Consider the following 19,938-nt stretch of genomic DNA (forward strand, 5'->3'; position numbering starts at 1 on the left):
ATAATGGTATTCGTTGAAATTTAGATTAAAAAATAGCACTTCAAGACGTGCTTTCGCAATTTACGTTATTGTCTCGATTCTGGTTACGGTTACATCGGTTTACATACTAAGTAATCTGATTACGGATTTGACCGAAAAATCGAATGATGATATAGCGATGCGTAACTTCCTTAAAAAACAGGAATTCATGTCTGAGGAGCTTACCAAGTTCTGGGAGCAGGAAAAAAGAATTGAGCATGTTTTAAAAATAAGCAGTTCTGCCAACCTTGACAATAATTTACAGCTTTTGTCTTCGCTTCAGGCGAATAATAAACTGGTGGTCAATAATTGGTTTCAGATTAATAGTAATCCTATTCATTATGGAAACAATGCTATTTCGGACGAAATTAGGAATGATGTAAAAACATTTATTCTTCAAAACAAAAATGCGGAACATCTCAGTGTAATTCTTTCGCAGGGTGGCGAATGGGTTTGGCGTATTTATTTCAAATTAATTTCAGACAACAAAACCACTGTAAAATATGGTTATGATATTAATTTAAGATTACTTCATAGTTATATTTCTAAAATAGACAAAACCAAAACGGCTACTAACTACGCTTTTGTTTTTGATAAAAACGGAACCTGCATTTATCATCCTGAAATTGCTTTTTTGGGAAAGAATATTTTTAAGATTTCGTCTTTCAGTCCGTCGGATACTATTTACAGTAAAAAACAGGATTTTTCTAAGAAGACAGCCCTATCTGAATTTTTGCAATTAGAGGTCATTCGTTTTACAAAAAAACTGGACATCAAAAACTCAAACTGGTTTGTTTGTGTTAGTGCGCCAAAAATGGTTTCGGATGAAAATGTAGCTTTAGTAAAAAAATATTCAACTTGGATTTATTCGATTACCACAGTTATGCTCCTTTTGATTTTTTATCTTTTCTCTTATGCCAACAGACGTGCTTACAGAGAAAAAGGAATTGTGATTAAAGAGAAAAACAAACTTCTGGTAGAGAATGAAAAAATCATAAAAGAAAAAGCCTTAATTCAGCTGCAACAATTAAAAGAACAGATTAATCCGCATTTCCTGTTCAATTCGCTCAATTCACTTTATATGTTGATTGGAAGCGATATTAAAACAGCGCAGAAATTTACACTGAACTTATCCCGTATTTATCGTTACTTAATTGATCCGCCAGAAAAGAATATCGTTCCGGTAAAGGATGAATTATTATTTATTGAAAAATATATCTTTTTACAGCAAACCCGTTTTAAAGACGAATTATTCTTTTCGATAGAAATCGAAGACAATATTGCGTTAGAGAAACATATCCCCTATCTTGCTTTTCAGGTTGTGGTTGAAAATGCTATTAAGCACAACACCGCTACCCAGGAAAGTCCGCTTACTACAAAAATCCTGATTAAAACTGATCAGGTCATCATCAGCAACAATCTTCAGAAGAAACTGAATGCTGAACCGAGCACCAAATTTGGATTAAATTATCTCCAAAGCATTTACAATTATTATTCAAAAAACGAATTTGAGACATCAGAAAAAGATGGCTATTTTGTTTGTACACTCCCTTTACTATCCACTCACTCCTAAAAAAAATCCATTCACTCCCTTTTTTTTTTTTGCTGAACCAAAATAAAATAGTTTCGGCTAAAAATTAACCTAAACTTAACATCTGATGAAGGAAAAGGCATTCCTGCATAATTTGATAACAATTTGCATACTCCTATTATTGTTAGCTCCGCTTACTGTTCAATCTCAAAAAAAGAAGAAAGACAAAAAAGGCGAAACTACTGAAATCAAAAAAGATTCTACCGATTCTAAAAAAGGTAAAAAATACAGCGACCTTGTTAAAAAAGGAACCGTTAAAAAAGGACTGTTCAATGTTATTCAAGTAAAAACAGATGTTTATTTCGAAATTCAGGACAGCTTATTCCAAAGAGAGTTTTTGGTTGTAAACAAATTATCTCAGGTTCCTTTTCAGGTAAACGAAGCAGGTTTAAATAAAGGAATGAATTATGAAAACAAGATTATCAGTTTTTATAAAGATACAATCGCAAAGAAAGTCTGGGTAAAATCATATGTTCCTAAAGTTTCTTCACCAAAAGAAGATGCGATTACCCAATCGGTTCAGAACAATTTTGCCGAATCTATTATCGAAGTTTTTGATATTGAAACGAAAAACAATGATTCGACTGCTGTTGTAATAAAAGTAAATAAGGTTTTTGATGGAAAACAGAAAAGCTTCAACGATGTTTTGAGCAACATTGGTTTTGGCGGTTCTGTAAAATCTGACCTTTCTTATATTGAGGGTTTAAAGTCTTTTCCTAAAAATATTGTTGTCAAATCTCAACTGACCACTTCTGTAAGCGAAGGCGGTCCGGCATTGTCTGTGACTCTTGGCGTGACAAGTAATATTGTTTTGTTGGATAAAACGCCAATGAAACCCCGTTTTTCTGATAAAAGAATTGGATTTTTTACTGAAAAACACTGGTATTTTGCCGACGCGCAACAGGCAATGCTTGAAAAAGAATTAATAACACGCTGGCGTCTTGAACCAAAAAAGGAAGACGAAGAGCGTTATTTAAAGGGTGAATTAGTAGAGCCGAAAAAACCAATCGTTTATTACATCGATCCGTCGACTCCAAAACAATGGAGAAAATATATTATTGATGGAGTTCACGATTGGCAGGCAGCTTTTGAAAAAGCAGGATTTAAAAATGCTGTTATCGCAAAAGAACCTACTGAGCAAGATTTAGATTTTGATATTGATGATGTTCGTTATTCTGTAATTACGTATGCGGCTTCTCCAAAATCAAATGCAATGGGACCATCTGTGGTGGATCCAAGAAGCGGTGAAATTATCGAAGCCGATATTATCTGGTGGCATAATGTAATGACTTCGCTTCAAAGCTGGATGCGTATTCAGACCGGACCGATTGATCCAAAAGCACGTGGCAATACATTCAGCGATGAACATATGGGAGAAGCAATCCGTTTTGTTTCTTCTCACGAAGTCGGACATACTTTTGGTTTAAAACACAATATGGGTTCTTCTTTTGCTTATGATGTTGAATCTTTAAGATCTAAAGAATTCACAGCAAAAATGGGTGGTACTGCTCCTTCTATCATGGATTATGCTCGTTATAATTATGTAGCACAACCTGAAGATAATGTTACTGTAATTACTCCCAAAATTGGAGAATACGATAAATATGCTATCGAATGGGGTTACAGATGGTATGGTCCAAATGAAAATGAAACTTTAAAACTAAACACATTAATCACCAAACACCAAAACGATCCGATTTACTTCTACGGAGAACAACAGGAAAACATAATCGATCCGCGTTCGCAGTCTGAAGATTTAGGAAACGACGCAGTTAAAGCAAGCGAATATGGTTTGAAAAACTTAAAACGTGTTGTCGATAATATCTTAAGCTGGACCTACGATAAAGATCAGTCGTATTATGAAACTGGAAAATTATACATTGGAACAATCGGACAATGGCAAATGTACAATCGTCATGTGCTGAATAATATTGGTGGTGTTTATTTGAACGAAACGGTTCATGGCGACAACAAACAAAGTTATGTTCCTGTTCCAGCTGCAATGCAAAAAAGAGCAACAGATTATTTAGCTAAAAATGTAATAACGATTCCGCAATGGTTGTTTTTTAATGACATTTTAGACAAAACCAATCCGTTGAAAGATTCACCTCTTGGCCCTTACGAATATACTCCGTACACACTTTCAAGAGAATTACAATACGGCGTTATGTATGATTTATTCAGCGACGATCGTTTGCTTCGAATGACTGAAAACGAATTGTATCAGCGTAATAAAACCAAAGATCCTGTTTTTACCGTAAATGACTTGTTTAAAAAAATGCATCAAAGTGTTTTCGCAGGAACAATTCAGAATAAATCTTTGAGCATTTTGGAGAGAATGACACAAAAGAATTACGTAGATGTTTTAATCGTTTCGACAAACAAATTATTCGAAAAAACAGATGCTAAAAAATTACTGGATATTCAGCAGACTTTAAACATGCCTCATTTATGCGGTTATTTAGACGATGCTCATATGGCAAGAAATATTAATCAGTCTTCTTTAAAAAGAGTTACAGAAGTAACTTCTGATAAAAAAGGAGAACTAAATAAAATCCTTCAATTATTAAAAACTAAAAAAAGTACAGGAGATATATCTACCCAAAATCATTACCGCGATTTGATACAACGAATCGATAAAGCCCTAAATAATACAACCTTTTAATACACAACCCAAAACATGACAAAAATTTTACAAGCCTTACTGCTATTCCTCACCATTGCAGGATACTCGCAGGAAACCCGAACTATTACGGGAATCATTCAAGACGCGACAGATTTTGGACCAATTCCTGGTGCCTCAATCTTCGTTGAGAACAATTCTATTTCGAACAAAACTGCTATGGCAGGTATTATTCATAGTGAAGCAATCGGAACTACTTCGGATTTCGATGGTAAATTCACTTTGAAAGTGGCAAAAAATGTTACTTCTTTAAGAGTAACTTTCATGGGATACAAATCGTATACTTTGGAATTAGACGGTCAAAAAAATTACACCGTTAACTTAACATCTGAAACAGCAAAACTTCAAGAAGTTGTAGTTACAGGTTACCAGAAAATTGAGAAAAGAAAAGTTACTGGAGCAATTACTAAAATAGACATGGCTGCCATTCAGCAGACTGGGGTTTCTAGTATCGACCAACTTTTAGTAGGTCAGATTGCGGGAGTTGCTGTAAGTACACCAACTGGAGCACCAGGAGCACCAGCAAAAATTAGAATTAGAGGTACAGCTTCTCTTTCTGGTTCTCAAGATCCTCTCTGGGTTTTGGACGGATTACCTTTGGAAGGAAATGACGTTCCTAAAAACTACGACAAAGACAATATCGACCAATTGAACAACTTTTCTATCGCAGGTTTAAACCCAGACGATATAAAAGATATCACGATTCTTAAAGATGCCGCTGCAACTGCTATTTACGGTGCTCGTGCTGCAAATGGTGTAATTGTGGTTACAACTAAAAAAGGTAAAAGTGGTAAAATGGTAGTAACCTTAAATACGAACACTTTTATTACGCAAAGACCAGATTTCGCTAAATTAAACTTAATGAATGCAAGTCAAAAAGTTGATTTAGAACTTGATATGGCAAGCCGTTCTGATTTAACGTATAGAGACGATGTTGGAGAAATTTCTCGTATCCTTAACGGATCAAATGAATTAGGTACATTTAGAACTGGTGGATTCTCTGCTTTAAGCCCAGCAACACAACAGTCAATTAATGCTTTAAGAAACAACAATACAAACTGGGGTAACTTAATCTACCAAACTGCAATCAATACGCAGCACGGTTTAAGTTTATCTGGTGGTGGAGAAAAATCAGATTACTATTTCTCTTTAGGATACTATGATGAAAAAGGAACAACTATTGGAACTGGTTTCAAACGTTACAATTTAACGTTGAAAAACAATTTTGAAATCACAGATAAATTCAAAGTTGGAGTTGGAATCTTTGGTTCTGAAAACAAAACTTCATCGTACTTATCAGATACTGATGTTTATACCAATCCAGGGAATTACTCACGAAATGTAAATCCATATTTGACTCCATACAATGCAGATGGAAGTTACAAATATGATCAAGATATTGCTGGTTACTCAGATCGTTATGTGCCTTTCAACATTTTAGAGGAAAGAGCAAACACCTCTTACGATTTAAAAACAAGAGCTATAAAAGCTTTATTGGATGCTGAATACAAAATTACTAGAGATTTAAAAGTAACTTCTCAGTTAGGTTTACAATTGGACAATACATCTAGCGAAAAATTTGCCGATATAGACACTTATTATACTAGAAAAGAAAAAGAAAGATCTCGTTACTTCACAAACGGGGCCTACAACTATTTCTTACCAGAAGGAGGTATTATTCAAAACTCAAATACTGACTTTTTCCAGTACAATCTAAAAACAATGGTGAATTACTCTAAAACTTTTGGAGAAAAACACGAAGTTGAAGCGATGGTTGGTAATGAGTTAAGAAGAAATTACACAACTACTGTTTCTACAAAAGGTTTTGGATTTGACAAAAACACTTTGACTACTAAGCCAATTATGTTCCCAAATGTCACTTATGCTAGTGATGCGATATACAGACAATATCAGAAACAAGAAAATGAAAATGCTTTTGCTTCATTTTTTGCTACAGCTTCTTATACTTACGATAGAAAATACAGCGTATTTGGAAGTGTAAGATATGATGGTTCAGATTTATTTGGTGTAGATCCAAAATACAAATACCTGCCACTTTGGTCAACTTCTGCATCATGGACTGTTTCTGAAGAGGATTTCTTAAAAGATAACTTAACACTATCTAACTTAAGATTCCGTGCTTCTTATGGTTTACAAGGTAATATTGACAAAAATACTTCACCATTTGTAGTAGGAACCTATAAAAACATAAGTATTTTACCTGGACAAACAGAACAGATAATTTCTGTTGAAAGTCCACCAAATGATAAATTACGTTGGGAAAAAACAACCAATACCAACTTAGGTATCGATCTTGGATTATTCAACAACCGAATCAGCATTGTATCTGATTTTTACGGAAGAAAAAGTTCTGACTTAATTGGCTTCAGAGCACTTCCTTTAGAAAATGGTTTTGATTATAGCAATCTAAACTGGGCACAAGTAACCAACAAAGGTTTTGAAATTACGTTGTCTACAAGAAATATCGATCGTCCAAATTTCAAATGGAACACAAGTATCAACTTTGCACATAACAAAAGTAACGTAGATCGTATTGCAGTACGTGATACTGATTTTCTTCCAAGTAGAGAAGGTCTTCCTGTAAACGCTGTGTTTGGATTAAGAACAAATGGAATTGACGAAAACGGTTACCCATTATTTGTAAACAAAAAAGGCGAAACAGTAAACGCACAGACTTTCTTTAAATTGTATGATCCTTATGCTGATTTCTTCCCTGGAGAACTTACAGATTCTTCTTTAACTCCAGCAGAATACAGAGATTTATTTGTGTACTTAGGTGATAGAGATCCTAAATTCACTGGAGGTCTTACAAATACTTTCAAAGTAAGTAATTTTGATTTTACAGTTGCAGCAGCATTTAATTTAAAACAAACTGTTGTAAGAACACCTCCTTACAGCGGAACTCAAGTAGACAGAGGACAAAATTATTCTATTGATATTTTAAATGCATGGTCGCCAACAAATACTTCTTCGAATTTACCCGCTATTAATGGTAAAGATTCTGGTACAGGAGATTCTTGGATGGCATACCAATGGTTCGCGAATAACACTCCATTAAACTGGAATAGTTATTTAGATACATGGGTTAGCGAAATGAGCTATATGAGATTAAGCAGTATGCGTTTAGGTTACACATTCCCTAAAACATTTACAGATCATATCAATATTCAAAGCATTAGACTTAGCGTTGAAGCAAGAAACTTATTTGTAATCAGTTCTGACTTTAAAGGATATTTTGATCCTGAAACTTACGGAAACATTTATGCACAGCCAGTTCCTAAATCATTCACTATTGGATGTAATGTAACTTTCTAATACAATTAAAGATGAAAAAAATCTCAAAATACATATTACTTTTTGCTGCTGCAATTGCAGTAACAAGCTGCGATGACTATCTGGATATTACTCCTGTTGGACGCGTTATTCCTGAAACACAAGAACAATTTCGTGCGGTATTAACATCAGGATATTCAAAATATCCGGAACACAAAGCATTAACAACACTTCGTACAGATGAATTGAAGCTGGATGAGTTTAACGAGGATATCAATCTTTATAAAGACATTTTTATCTGGAAAGATGCCAATCCGGATCGTATTACAAGAGAATTCCCATATCAGGATTTATATAATGTAATTTTCTACACGAATGTGGTAATCAACGAAGCCTCAAAAAAAATAGCTGCTTCTGAAGAAAGAAATCAATTAATTGGAGAAGCTTATGCTTTAAGAGCAATGGCTTATTTTGATTTGGTTAACCTTTTCGGAAAACCTTACAATCCTGCAACTGCCGCTTCAGACAAAGGAGTTCCATTGGCTTTAGAAATTGACTTAGAGCAAGTTTTTGTTCCTCAAAGTGTTGAAGTAATTTACAATCAAATTATTGCTGATACGCAGGAAGCTGAAAAACTAATCAATTTAAATTCACAAACAAAAGGCATAAATTATCGTTTTTCAAAAGCTGCATTATATAGCTTAGAAAGCCGTGTTTACTTACATCAACAGCAATGGCAGAAATCTTTAGATGCTGCAAATAAAGCGTTGGCAATAAACAATAATTTAGTTGATTTAAAAGCTACTTCTGTTTTTGCAACAAAATACGATTCAAAAGAATCTATTTTAGCTTTAGAAGATGGATACATTAACAGACTAAAAGGAGCTACATACGCTTCATCTGAGTTAATTGCTGCCTACGACAGAACAGCAGATTTACGTTTTCCTCTTTACTTCTTAGCAAGCGGAAGTCGTTTCAGAATTCAAAAAGGTGGTAACGATGACCAAAAATGTACGTTTAGGACTTCTGAATTGTATTTAACAAAAGCGGAAACATCATTAAAATTGAACAATGTTGATGATGCTAAATCTACCGTTTTAACCTTTGTTAAAAATAGATATAGTACTGCTGGATACACACAACTCGAAAGTAATATCAATGCAATGAATGCAACAGATTTAGCCAACTTCATTTTAGCAGAAAGACAGCGTGAATTTGCTGTTGAAGGGCACCGTTGGTTTGATTTAAGAAGAACAACACAAAAACAAATCGTTCATACTTTTAATGATGACGATTATACATTGATACAAAACGATCCGCGTTACACGATTATTTATCCTGCAAACGCGAGATTGAACAATCCCAATCTATAATACCTATTTGTTTTTTTAAGAAGGTCCAGTTTTAAGCTGGGCCTTTTTTTATTGCAAAAACTAATTACTGAATTATCTTTGCAAATAATTAGAGAAAACCAAATGTCTAAAAAATGAAAGTTGCAATCGTCGAAGACGAATATCTAGCTTCTAGTTATCTAAAATCTATTTTAGAGCAACAGGATATTTTACCAATTACAGAAATCAGTGTTCTAAAATCGGTAAAAGAAGCTGTTATTTTCTTTAGTGAAAACAAAGTCGATTTAGCTTTTATGGACATTCATCTTGGTGATGGAAAAAGTCTTGAGATTTTTGAAAAAACCATTATCGCCTGCCCTGTCATTTTTATTACCGCTTACGACTCTTATGCGATTTCGGTTTTCAAGCATTTTACAATCGACTATCTTTTAAAACCTTTTGAAGAATCAGAATTAATAGAAGCACTTCATAAATTCAAAAAAATAAAAGACAGTTTTAACAGCGATTCTACACTTCAATCTCTTGTTGCCATAGAAAATCCCGAAAGCAATAAAATACAGCGCCATTTCTTAGTAAATCATGGTTATAAACTGATTTCTATAAACGAAAGCGAAATCACTTATTTTGCTGCAACAGGAAAACATTTGTTTATTTATTTAAAATCAGGAAACAGTTATTTATATAACAGCACAATCACAGATATTATAAACAGTCTTGATCCATTTCATTTTTTCAAAATAAACCGAAAATATATTGTTCATCGAAACTGCATCAAAGAAGTCGTAAAACATTCTCATCAAAAAGTCGAACTCATTTTGACTGTTCCTTCAGTAGAAAATGATCCGATTTTTATCAGTAAAAAGGAAATCCACAACTTTAAAAACTGGCTGGACCAATAAATTAATCATTATTTAGCCATAAATTGACGTTAATTTCAAAATTAGAAAACTGCTAATTTGATAAATTGTGATTTAAAATCCGACTAAAAACTGTCAAAAACACTTTAAAACGTTAAATTAGCGTTATAGAAATCATAAAATTGCCATTTCACAATCAATGAGATAGCGAAAATTTTTCGTTTATTCTTTATCTTTGAGAGTATAGAAATCAAATGTAAAAGAATATGCCACACAATCGATTTTATCCAGATGAACAATTTAAAGAAATAGAAATAAACGCCTCATTACAACTTAAATATGCAATTTCAAACAGAGGAAGATTAATTAGCTTTACTGACGAAATTGAAAACGGCCGAATCTTAAAAGGCGGTTTAAGCGACGGATACCCAACTTTCCGTTTTAAGGTTAAAAAAGATGATAAAATCGTCAACAAATATCTTTTCTTGTACAAGTTAGTTGCTCAATATTTTATTCCGAAGGAGTCTGAAGATCAAACTTACGTATTGCATTTAGATTACAATAGAAGCAATGATGATGTGAGAAATCTTCGCTGGGCTACCAAGCAAGAAATGATGGCACACAGTCGTAAAAGTCCACGTGTAATTCAAGCCAAAAAGAATCTGATCGAACACAACTTAAAATCAGACGGACGAAAATTAACTACCACTAAAGTCATGTTAATCAAAAAAATATTAGCAAGACCGGAACAAAAAACCCGTCTTAAAATGATTGCCAAACAATTCGGCGTAAGCGAAATGCAAATCAGAAGAATTGCCAGCGGAGAAAACTGGGGACACGTTAAGGTTTAAAATGTTTATAGTTTATAGTTTTTGGTTTATAGTTAAATACACTTGACCTTTAACCTATAACGCTTAACTTATATCTAGCCACAGATTATTGGGATTAAAAAGATTTTTAAAATCTGTGTTAATCTTTATAATCTGTGGCTATTTTTTTAGTTTTAGTAAAATTGATATTGATTACAAATTGTCAGGCTGAGCGGAGTCGAAGCCCCTTTTTATAAGAAACTTTCATTCTTCAATAAAATATAAAAGCCGCAGATTATTTGGATTAAAAGGATTTTCAATCTGCGTTAATCTTTATAATCCGTGGCTTGTTTTAAAAAAAAACAAAAGCACTTCTCTCAATCCACTAAGGACTAATTACTAAGAACTAATCACTAAATCACAAAAATCTATTCATAATTCACAATTTACAATTCACAATTACTTCAGTTTCTGTGAAAAGGTCAAAATCTCTGACTTTAAAAACAAATTTTCGGGCGTTCATTTAAAATAAATCCTTAAATTCGCAAGCACAAATAACAAAAGAATAAATCGAAAGATGAGTTTCGGAATTGTAGACTTCATTTTTCGATAGTTAATACTAAAAGCAAAAAAAATGAAATACGACGTTATTGTTTTAGGAAGTGGTCCTGGCGGATATGTAACAGCAATTAGAGCTTCACAATTGGGCTTTAAAACTGCTGTAGTAGAAAAAGAAAACCTTGGTGGTGTATGTTTAAACTGGGGATGTATCCCAACAAAAGCACTTTTAAAATCTGCTCAGGTTTTTGATTATTTAAAACACGCTTCTGACTACGGATTAAAAGTTTCTGAATTCGATAAAGATTTCCCTGCTGTTATTCAACGCAGCCGTGGTGTTGCTGAAGGAATGAGCAAAGGTGTTCAATTCTTGATGAAAAAAAACAAAATTGACGTTATCGAAGGTTTTGGAAAACTAAAACCAGGAAAAAAACTTGACGTTACTGATAAAGACAATAAAGTTACAGAATATAGCGCTGATCACATTATCATCGCAACTGGTGCTCGTTCTCGTGAGTTACCAAACTTACCTCAAGATGGTGTAAAAGTAATTGGATACCGTCAGGCAATGACATTGCCAACTCAACCAAAATCTATGATTATTGTTGGTTCTGGAGCAATCGGAGTTGAGTTCGCTCACTTCTACAACTCAATGGGAACAGATGTTACTATCGTAGAATTTATGCCAAACGTTGTTCCTGTTGAAGACGAAGATATCTCTAAACAATTTGAGCGTTCTTTGAAAAAATCTGGAATTAAAGTAATGACGAACTCTTCTGTTGAGCGTATTGACACAACTGGAGCTGGAGTTAAAGCTTTCGTTAAAACAGCAAAAGGAGAAGAAGTTTTAGAAGCTGACATCGTACTTTCTGCAGTGGGAATCAAAACAAACATTGAAAACATCGGATTAGAAGAAGTTGGAATCGCTGTTGACAGAGATAAAATCTTAGTAAACGCTTACAACGCAACTAATATTCCAGGATACTACGCAATTGGAGACGTTACTCCAGGTCAGGCTTTAGCTCACGTAGCTTCTGCTGAAGGAATCAACTGTGTAGAAAAAATTAAAGGTTTACACGTAGACCCAATCGATTACGGAAACGTTCCGGGTTGTACTTATGCAACTCCAGAAATCGCTTCTGTAGGTTTAACAGAAAAACAAGCAAAAGAAAAAGGTTACGAATTAAAAATTGGTAAATTCCCATTCTCAGCTTCTGGAAAAGCAAAAGCTGCTGGAAATGCGGACGGATTCGTAAAAGTAATCTTCGATGCTAAATATGGAGAATGGTTAGGATGCCACATGATTGGTGCTGGTGTTACAGATATGATTGCTGAAGCAGTTGTAGCTCGTAAACTGGAAACAACTGGTCACGAAATCCTTAAATCTATCCACCCTCACCCAACAATGAGCGAGGCTGTTATGGAAGCTGTAGCTGATGCTTACGGCGAAGTAATTCACTTATAAAAATATACCGTTTTACGGTTATATATAATTTTTCAATTTATAAAATCCGATTTGTGAAAACAGATCGGATTTTTTTTGTTTTCATGTTTTTTTGTCATTTCGCCCAAAGGGAGAAATCTCCACAAGTAGCTCTACAAAGATTGGTATCTCATTTTAGTGAAAATCTGATTTTTATCCAAAACAGTCTTTTATATGTAAATCCATTCACAAACCATTCTTCACAATCCATAGTGAAAACATAACCAAACAAAAATTTGTTTAAAACTTTACGTAAGAAAATTTTGTCATCATTTCTAATTCCTTATTTTTATTCTCTATAAATAAGAAAGTAATGAAACTACCTTTTATAGAAATAATCGAATCCACGACAAGCAACCCTAATTTATTAATGTGGAAGTACTTCGACGAAGACAAAGAAATAAAAAACGGTGCAAAATTAACGGTACGAGAAAGCCAGCAGGCCATGCTCTTAAACGAAGGACAACTTGCCGATGTATTCTCTCCAGGACTTCATACCTTATCTACAGAAAATATTCCCATTTTAAGTAAACTAAAAGGCTGGAAATACGGTTTCGAAAGTCCGTTTAAGGCTGATGTTTATTTTTTCAACACACATCAATTCATTAATAACAAATGGGGAACTCCTGCTCCTATCTTGATGAATGATCCGCAATTCGGCCAAATTAGAATTCGAGCTTTTGGAAGTTTTGATCTTAAAATAGCCGATGCTGCCAAATTCTTTCGCCAATACGCTGGAACTTACAAACAGCTGACCATTTTTGAACTCCAAAGTCAATTAAGAGATTTTGTTGCTCCAAAATTCGGAGAAGTTTTAGCCAATGAAAACATAACCGTTACCGATGTCGCGGGAAACATTACACAGTTAGGCAAGAAAATCGAGCCTTACCTAAAACCTTATTTCGAGCAATTAGGAATCGAACTGACTCAGTTTGTCATTACAAGCGTAACCTTACCAGAAGAAGTTACCGCACATTACGATAAAATCACCAATATGAATATGGTAACCGACATGGATAAATTTACCAAATTCAATACTGCAACTGCGATTGGTGATAAAGAAAACGGACTTCACGATGCGACTCAAAATGCAGTAAGCATGGGAATTCTTTTCAATCAACTACAACAAAATAAAGAAACGCCAAAACAGGAAACGGGAGACGACATTACTTCTAAACTTCAAAAACTGAAATCATTATTTGATGCAGGTTTAATAGATGAAGATGAATTTAAAACCAAAAAAGCGGCACTTTTAAGTCAATTATAATGGAAGAAAAAAAAGTAAATTCATTTTTGAGCAGACTTAAAGAAAATGCTCAAAAACAGACTAATTACGGAGGCGAGTTTGAAACAACCGAAGCCAAAATGAGCGCCAAAGACTGTCCAAACTGCGGTGCAGGAAGAGCTAAAGAAGATGGCGTAACACATTGCGCCTACTGTGGATTTGAGTTTTTAAACGTAAAACTTACTGACGGATTATATATTAAAAAAGAAGACAATTCAATTTAAAACAACATAAGGTGTTCGGATTATTTAATAAATCAAAAGACAAAAACGAAGGAAGCAAACAGTCATATCCGGAATGGTATGCCGAACTTCAAGAATCACAGCAAAGATGGTTTTCTTTTTTAGAAAAATTAGAAGCTAAAATGGAAGAATTGGCAACAGCTTCAATTCCGGAATTAAAACAGCTTTTACAAGAAGACGAAGATTTATATAAAAGAACTTTTCATAGAGTTTATTCTGGAGTAAACGGTCAACTAAATAATATCCGTGAAAAAGCCAGAGATATTTACGAAGAAAAGGTAAATGATCTTTATTACAATATCAATTCACAGATTTCTGTTTTGGATAAACATCACGATTTACTTTCTGATTTTAGAAGTGCATGTTCCAATCGTTACAACGAATTTGATGACAAATATGATTATTGGAGAAAACAAATTGAAAAAACACAGGAACGTGATCTTGAAATCGAATATCAGAAAATATTAAATGAATTTGAAACCATCAAAGATAAGTTCAGCTGTAAACAATGTGGTGGAAATATTCTGATTGAAAAAATCTTTTTAATCGAAACTTACATTTCCTGTCCTTATTGCCACACACAAAACACATTTGCGCCAAGCACATTGGGAAGAAACCTTCAGAATATTGCCAGAGAATTGGCAGAACAGAGAACCGCTCATTTACATGAAGCTTACGAAAACGAAAAAGACAAAGAGCGTGACTTGTACCATCAGCGCCATGAATTAAGTTTGAGCATTATTCATGAATCAAATAAAAAAGTAGTAAGCGAAGTTCAGTCCAAAATGGATGATTTGGAAGAACAAAGACAATTTGCGATTCAAAATGCTCCAAAATTACGTGAGGTCTATTTGAGAGCAATGTATGACGAGTGGAATAAAATTACACCAGATTTAAAAGAACACAACGAAAAAATGTATCAGAATCAATTGAAATATTAAATTTTATTAACCCTAAAAATCGACAAATGTTTAAAAAACTTTTTGGAGCTCTAACAGGAGACAAACAGGAAAACCAAAATTATGAAGCACAGACTTCAAATGACAATTATGAAAATGATTATGAGGATAATTATAAAGAAGTAGAATACGATCCGGAAACTTTACACGGAACACATTATACAGTAGAAGATTTTGATAACGAAGTGGAAGCAAGAGCAGAAGCCTGGATTGCAGATGAACGTGCAAGTGGTGAGAACTTAGACGAAAAAGACATTCAAAACATTTATTTCAACTACAGAAGAACAGTTTACACAGAATGGAACAACTGTGATTCTGATCAAATGATTCGGTTTGAACACGCAAATTCTTTAAAATACAGTGGCATCCAGACTTCAGGATTTGTAAAAGTGGATGACAATAACCCGTTTTTAGAACCTGTTCATGGTGTAGATTTGAGAACTTATACGGCAATGTGTCTTAAAATCAGTGCTGGAATTGATTATCTAGAAGTTTGTAAAGCAATGGGATTTGAACCAATTGTTTGGGAAGAACTAAATACAATCTGGCCACAGCGTATGGGTGAAGATACATCATTTACAGTTACCACGCTTTTCGGTCAATATTATGCTGAAAATGTAACGGTTCCGCAATTGGAAAACTTAAAAGCGGAGATTTCTGAAGAAGGTGCTGCAAACTTAGAAAGAATGAAAACCGATCGTTATTTCTACGAAGAATTAGCTGGAGCAAGACAAGCGGCTTACGAATACGGAATTGATGGCGCACAATGGATTCTAGAAAACTTCGGAATCAATCTGGCCGATTTCCAATCTGTAGCCATGCAATGGATGACGGAGCAAAACCAAAACTGGAATTCTCAAGACATTATCGAGTTTTCTAATTATCAACAGGAAAAACAAAAAGAATACGCTGCAAAATTCGCCACGGAACAAGGCGGAAATATCGCAGACGACGTAAATTTCTAAATTTATTTTATGAATATTCGCTACTTACATTAATTTTAAAAAACAGCACACAGATGATATTGATTCGCTAACGCAAAGACACGGATTAAGACGGATTTTTTTATTAATCTGTATAAAATCCATTTTATCCGCGTCATCAATATTTTTTAGTAAATTACTAATCTATTTAGCGGATAGTCATATTTATTTTTGATGATAAAAAAAACCGATTTGCAAAAAAAAACAAATCGGTTTTTTATTCGTTCAAAACAACTTATAATTTGAATTAAATTAAACATTACATACCATGGAAGAAACAAAAATATTCTACGCCGACGGAGAAAATCCAAAAATGATTGAAGCTTACAAAAGAGCACAGGAAACCTTTAAATATTTCTGGAGAGAATTATCTTGGGAATACCGCCGAATAGTTCCAGGTCTTGACGTAGCCTGTGTAAAACTAGCTTTTACTCAAGAAATTGACAACGAAACTGTCGTAGAACATATGTGGATAAATGATGTAAATTTTGACGGCGAAAACATATACGGCATTTTGGTAAATGATCCAAATGAGTTGACAAATGTGGCTAACGGAGACGAAATTGCAATTCCGCTAAATCAAATCAGTGATTGGTTGTTTGCCATTAACGGACAAACTTACGGTGCTTTTACCATTCAAGCGATGCGTTCTGAAATGAGTGAAGACGAAAGAGATGCTCATGACGATGCTTGGGGATTAGATTTTGGTGATTTTAATGACATTTTGGTTGTAAACGAACAAAAAGAAAAACCAGAAAACCTGATCGAGCATCCAATGAGCAAAAACATGAAAGAAAGTCTTATTGAATTTGTAGCCAATAATCCTGAAGAAGTAACACATCAAGATGAATTAGGCTATACTTTTTTACATCGTGAAACCATTGCCGGAAATCAGACTTCAGTTGAAGTTTTATTAAAATCAGGCGCCGATAAAAATGCTAAAACCGAAAGCGGTAAAACCGCTTTGGATTTTGCCAAAGAACTAAAATGGGATCATTTACTACCATTACTTCAATAAAACCTCACAAATCCGATTTATCAAGATAAATCGGATTTTTCTTATTTTTATATAAATTAAATTTTAATTTTGTGAACTATTTCATAAAGTTTACAAAATGATTCTCCAGTCTTCAATACTTTGCAAAAAAATCTTAACAAAACTATTTGTTACTCTTTTGTTTATATCTTTTATTCTCTTATTTAATTCCTGCTATTCATATAAAGTTTATCCAAAGGAATATCGAAAAATTCAAACTAAGCAAAACAAAGAAACAGTATATATCCTAAACGATTCCTTAAAAAAAGAAGTTAAAATTTTGAAGAAATCAAACCTCTTTACTTTTACCACCGACAGTACGCAGGCAGATTTGAAAATCCAACTTTATCCAATAAAGCAATATCCATCGTGTGGGAATCCGCTTGTTGCCCAATTCATTACACTAGGACAATTACCTGTCTATTTACCAAACAATTATGAATATCAATTTGATAGAGTAAAAAAGGGAGAAATTACATCACAGACATTTAATTTACAAATTACTCAAAGATATTGGTTTTGGGATCTTTTTACATTTAATAAAAATTTTGTTAAAAAGGCAGGACAAGTATTATCAGCAAAATATCAGGAAGGGAAAAATTAATAAAGTGGCTTTAAATATAAAAAGGTGTTTTTTCATTTAAAAACAAAAAACTAATCTTTTTTTCATCTGTTTCAGATAAAGATATACTACTTTTGCGCCACCCAAATCAGATATCTGCCATGAAAAAAATATTGTTTTTATTTGCAATAGTTCTTTTTTTACCAAATCATTTCTATGCACAAACAGCAGCAGATGCTTCTGCAATGTTTGCTAAATCGTACGATTATATGAATGACTTCGAAAAAATTCTTACTTCAAGTCAGGTAAAAACTTTAAATGATTTTTTAAAATCGAGCGAGACTAAGACCACTAGCAAAATTCTTATTGTCACGACCTCTTCTATAGCTCCTTATACTGATTTAAGTGATTATTCTTTGGCTTTAGATAAATATATGCTTTCACAGCTAAAAATTGATACTTCTATTTTAATTGTAATCAGCAAACAATTAAGACAAATTCAGGTTCAAGGTGTCGAAAAAGTACGTTCAAAAATGAGCGATCAAGAACTAAAAGACATCATAACGACTTATGTAGTTCCAGAATTAAAAAAAGGAGATTACTATAAAGGTTTAGAACTGGGCGTAAAACAGCTTTTAAAAAAAATAGAATAAAAAACAAAATCCGATCTGTTGTTATAGGTCGGATTTTTTTTTATCAGAAATTCTCTATTCTGTAATAAAAGCAATATCTTGTATATTCTATAAACTAAAAAACCATTCGTATGAATTTAGAAGATTATAAAAAAGAGTTTTCAGAAGATGATGCTGTAGGCTGGTTAGAAATCGATAAGGAATTTGACCGTTTGTATCCTGATCAGGAACCTAAACACTTTGCTCCTCCGCTTCCGTATATGCTTGGTGGTGATAGTCCGCTGGATGGAGTAAGTTATTACGAAAGTGAAAAACAGGAAGATCATTATCATTTTATTACCTATGGATTTTCGGAGTTATATTATAACGAAGAAAAAGTAAATGGAGAATTCAGCAAGTGGGGATTTGAACTGACTTTTAGACTAAAACCTTATGAAGCCGATAATGGAAACCCAAGCTGGGCTGTAGCTTTATTGCAAAATATTGCCAAATATGTTTTTAGTAGCGGTAAATGGTTTGAAGAATTTCATTATATGCCGGCAAACGGGCCAATTCGTTTAGGAACCGATACCGAAATTACTGCACTAGTATTTATAAATGATCCCGAAATAGCTAAAAAACAAACGCCACATGGCGAAGTATCTTTTCTTCAAATTGTTGGAATTACAACTGCAGAATATGATCAGATAAAAAATAACGAAACAACAGTTGAAGAGTTGATCAATAAATTAAAAGAAGACAATCCGTTACTTATAACTAACTTAAACAGAAAATAATGGCTAATAGTTTTTATTCTTATGCCGCTTATATATTACCCTCTTCAAATGCAAATATTACGGCCTTAAAAGAGTATTTAGAAGAATTTTATCAGAATTCAGACGCTGGAGATCAGCCAGAAATTACTCTTAGCGATAATCAGATTACCATACTTTTTAATGATGAATATCGTTTTTATGTTTATCTATCAGAGGAAAAACATGTAAATGAAGAAGCTTTGGAAATTGCCGAAGATTTAGAAGAAGATTGGAATGAAGAGCCTTTTGATAAAGAAAAATTAAAAACGGCTCAAAAACGATTTGAAATGTGGGGAGACCAGGATTATGATATGGATTATTTTAATGATAGTTTGTTTATAATAGATCAGATAGAAAAATTTTCAGACATTATTATTTTTCAAAATAGTTAAAAACAGCTTTAAAGAGCCTCAATTTGATTCAAGGAGCATAAAATTTCATATCACAAAATGATTAATTACAACAACAAGACTTTTAAACCAGTAAGCAATACTGAAAACGGAGAAACTTCCAATGAAACAACATTTCTCTACAAACAGGAAAACAATATTTTAACTTCTGAATATTCGGGAGGAAAAATTATTTCAGGTCATTTAATAGGTTTGGTTGATGAAAATGGAAACATCGAAATACGTTACCATCAAATAAATGAAAAAGGGGAATTAATGACAGGAATCTGTAATTCTAAACCCGAAATTTTAGAAAATGGAAAAATAAGACTTCACGAAACTTGGCAGTGGACATCGGGAGATTATTCCAAAGGAAATTCAATAATCGAAGAACAATAACATCAAATTTTA

Annotated in this window: 17 protein-coding genes; all 17 read left to right on the forward strand. The window is 33.4% G+C overall.

Annotation, left to right across the window (positions count from 1 at the left end; translation table 11 throughout):
* The first annotated feature begins 13 nt into the window (after window positions 1-13).
* Window positions 14-1,591: a histidine kinase gene (locus tag BM289_RS05850; protein ID WP_091491647.1), complete on the forward strand. Its 1,578-nt coding sequence runs from the start codon at window positions 14-16 to the stop codon at window positions 1,589-1,591.
* An 85-nt stretch (window positions 1,592-1,676) separates the two neighbouring features.
* Complete coding sequence (locus BM289_RS05855; protein WP_091491648.1) at window positions 1,677-4,274, forward strand: zinc-dependent metalloprotease; 2,598 nt, start codon at window positions 1,677-1,679, stop codon at window positions 4,272-4,274.
* A 15-nt stretch (window positions 4,275-4,289) separates the two neighbouring features.
* Window positions 4,290-7,628: a SusC/RagA family TonB-linked outer membrane protein gene (locus BM289_RS05860; RefSeq protein ID WP_091491650.1), complete on the forward strand. Its 3,339-nt coding sequence runs from the start codon at window positions 4,290-4,292 to the stop codon at window positions 7,626-7,628.
* 11 nt (window positions 7,629-7,639) lie between these two features.
* The gene (locus BM289_RS05865; RefSeq protein WP_091491651.1) at window positions 7,640-8,959 is read left to right on the forward strand and encodes a RagB/SusD family nutrient uptake outer membrane protein; all 1,320 of its coding nucleotides are present in this window, start codon (window positions 7,640-7,642) and stop codon (window positions 8,957-8,959) included.
* Window positions 8,960-9,072: 113 nt separating this feature from the next.
* The gene (locus tag BM289_RS05870; protein WP_091491653.1) at window positions 9,073-9,837 is read left to right on the forward strand and encodes a LytR/AlgR family response regulator transcription factor; all 765 of its coding nucleotides are present in this window, start codon (window positions 9,073-9,075) and stop codon (window positions 9,835-9,837) included.
* Between the two features lie 224 nt (window positions 9,838-10,061).
* Window positions 10,062-10,646, forward strand: coding sequence for an NUMOD4 domain-containing protein (locus tag BM289_RS05875; protein WP_091491654.1), 585 nt, complete (start codon window positions 10,062-10,064; stop codon window positions 10,644-10,646).
* Between the two features lie 592 nt (window positions 10,647-11,238).
* Window positions 11,239-12,627: a dihydrolipoyl dehydrogenase gene (lpdA, locus tag BM289_RS05880; protein WP_091491656.1), complete on the forward strand. Its 1,389-nt coding sequence runs from the start codon at window positions 11,239-11,241 to the stop codon at window positions 12,625-12,627.
* Between the two features lie 331 nt (window positions 12,628-12,958).
* The gene (locus tag BM289_RS05885; protein WP_091491657.1) at window positions 12,959-13,912 is read left to right on the forward strand and encodes an SPFH domain-containing protein; all 954 of its coding nucleotides are present in this window, start codon (window positions 12,959-12,961) and stop codon (window positions 13,910-13,912) included.
* Window positions 13,912-14,154 carry a hypothetical protein gene (locus BM289_RS05890; protein WP_091491659.1) on the forward strand — a complete coding sequence of 81 codons (243 nt, stop codon included), beginning with the start codon at window positions 13,912-13,914 and terminating at the stop codon, window positions 14,152-14,154. The genes BM289_RS05885 and BM289_RS05890 overlap by 1 nt, the downstream gene beginning before the upstream one ends.
* 11 nt (window positions 14,155-14,165) lie before the next feature.
* Window positions 14,166-15,113 carry a hypothetical protein gene (locus tag BM289_RS05895; protein WP_091491660.1) on the forward strand — a complete coding sequence of 316 codons (948 nt, stop codon included), beginning with the start codon at window positions 14,166-14,168 and terminating at the stop codon, window positions 15,111-15,113.
* A gap of 26 nt (window positions 15,114-15,139) precedes the next feature.
* Entirely contained in the window at window positions 15,140-16,096 is a 957-nt protein-coding gene (locus BM289_RS05900; protein WP_091491662.1) for a DUF6620 family protein, read from the forward strand.
* 286 nt (window positions 16,097-16,382) lie between these two features.
* Window positions 16,383-17,132, forward strand: coding sequence for a DUF2314 domain-containing protein (locus BM289_RS05905; protein ID WP_091491663.1), 750 nt, complete (start codon window positions 16,383-16,385; stop codon window positions 17,130-17,132).
* 298 nt (window positions 17,133-17,430) lie between these two features.
* A complete protein-coding gene (locus tag BM289_RS25300; protein WP_143102049.1) occupies window positions 17,431-17,754 on the forward strand; it encodes a hypothetical protein in 324 nt (107 codons plus the stop codon).
* Between the two features lie 119 nt (window positions 17,755-17,873).
* Entirely contained in the window at window positions 17,874-18,365 is a 492-nt protein-coding gene (locus BM289_RS05915) for a TPM domain-containing protein (RefSeq protein ID WP_091491666.1), read from the forward strand.
* 110 nt (window positions 18,366-18,475) lie between these two features.
* Window positions 18,476-19,120, forward strand: a complete 645-nt coding sequence (locus tag BM289_RS05920; RefSeq protein WP_091491667.1) for a suppressor of fused domain protein — start codon at window positions 18,476-18,478, stop codon at window positions 19,118-19,120.
* Entirely contained in the window at window positions 19,120-19,530 is a 411-nt protein-coding gene (locus BM289_RS05925; RefSeq protein ID WP_091491669.1) for a hypothetical protein, read from the forward strand. Before BM289_RS05920 ends, BM289_RS05925 begins: the two co-directional genes overlap by 1 nt.
* Window positions 19,531-19,587: 57 nt before the next feature.
* A complete protein-coding gene (locus BM289_RS05930; RefSeq protein ID WP_091491670.1) occupies window positions 19,588-19,926 on the forward strand; it encodes an avidin-fold protein in 339 nt (112 codons plus the stop codon).
* Window positions 19,927-19,938 lie beyond the last annotated feature (12 nt).

This window comes from Flavobacterium phragmitis (assembly GCF_900112575.1).
Taxonomy (GTDB): domain Bacteria; phylum Bacteroidota; class Bacteroidia; order Flavobacteriales; family Flavobacteriaceae; genus Flavobacterium; species Flavobacterium phragmitis.

Bases quoted from the DNA above. Each gene is read 5' to 3' on its own strand.
- BM289_RS05855 (WP_091491648.1), top strand. From the start codon at position 1,677: ATGAAGGAAAAGGCATTCCTGCATAATTTGATAACAATTTGCATACTC.
- BM289_RS05860 (WP_091491650.1), top strand. From the start codon at position 4,290: ATGACAAAAATTTTACAAGCCTTACTGCTATTCCTCACCATTGCAGGA.
- BM289_RS05865 (WP_091491651.1), top strand. From the start codon at position 7,640: ATGAAAAAAATCTCAAAATACATATTACTTTTTGCTGCTGCAATTGCA.
- BM289_RS05870 (WP_091491653.1), top strand. From the start codon at position 9,073: ATGAAAGTTGCAATCGTCGAAGACGAATATCTAGCTTCTAGTTATCTA.
- BM289_RS05875 (WP_091491654.1), top strand. From the start codon at position 10,062: ATGCCACACAATCGATTTTATCCAGATGAACAATTTAAAGAAATAGAA.
- lpdA (WP_091491656.1), top strand. From the start codon at position 11,239: ATGAAATACGACGTTATTGTTTTAGGAAGTGGTCCTGGCGGATATGTA.
- BM289_RS05885 (WP_091491657.1), top strand. From the start codon at position 12,959: ATGAAACTACCTTTTATAGAAATAATCGAATCCACGACAAGCAACCCT.
- BM289_RS05890 (WP_091491659.1), top strand. From the start codon at position 13,912: ATGGAAGAAAAAAAAGTAAATTCATTTTTGAGCAGACTTAAAGAAAAT.
- BM289_RS05900 (WP_091491662.1), top strand. From the start codon at position 15,140: ATGTTTAAAAAACTTTTTGGAGCTCTAACAGGAGACAAACAGGAAAAC.
- BM289_RS05905 (WP_091491663.1), top strand. From the start codon at position 16,383: ATGGAAGAAACAAAAATATTCTACGCCGACGGAGAAAATCCAAAAATG.
- BM289_RS05915 (WP_091491666.1), top strand. From the start codon at position 17,874: ATGAAAAAAATATTGTTTTTATTTGCAATAGTTCTTTTTTTACCAAAT.
- BM289_RS05920 (WP_091491667.1), top strand. From the start codon at position 18,476: ATGAATTTAGAAGATTATAAAAAAGAGTTTTCAGAAGATGATGCTGTA.
- BM289_RS05925 (WP_091491669.1), top strand. From the start codon at position 19,120: ATGGCTAATAGTTTTTATTCTTATGCCGCTTATATATTACCCTCTTCA.
- BM289_RS05930 (WP_091491670.1), top strand. From the start codon at position 19,588: ATGATTAATTACAACAACAAGACTTTTAAACCAGTAAGCAATACTGAA.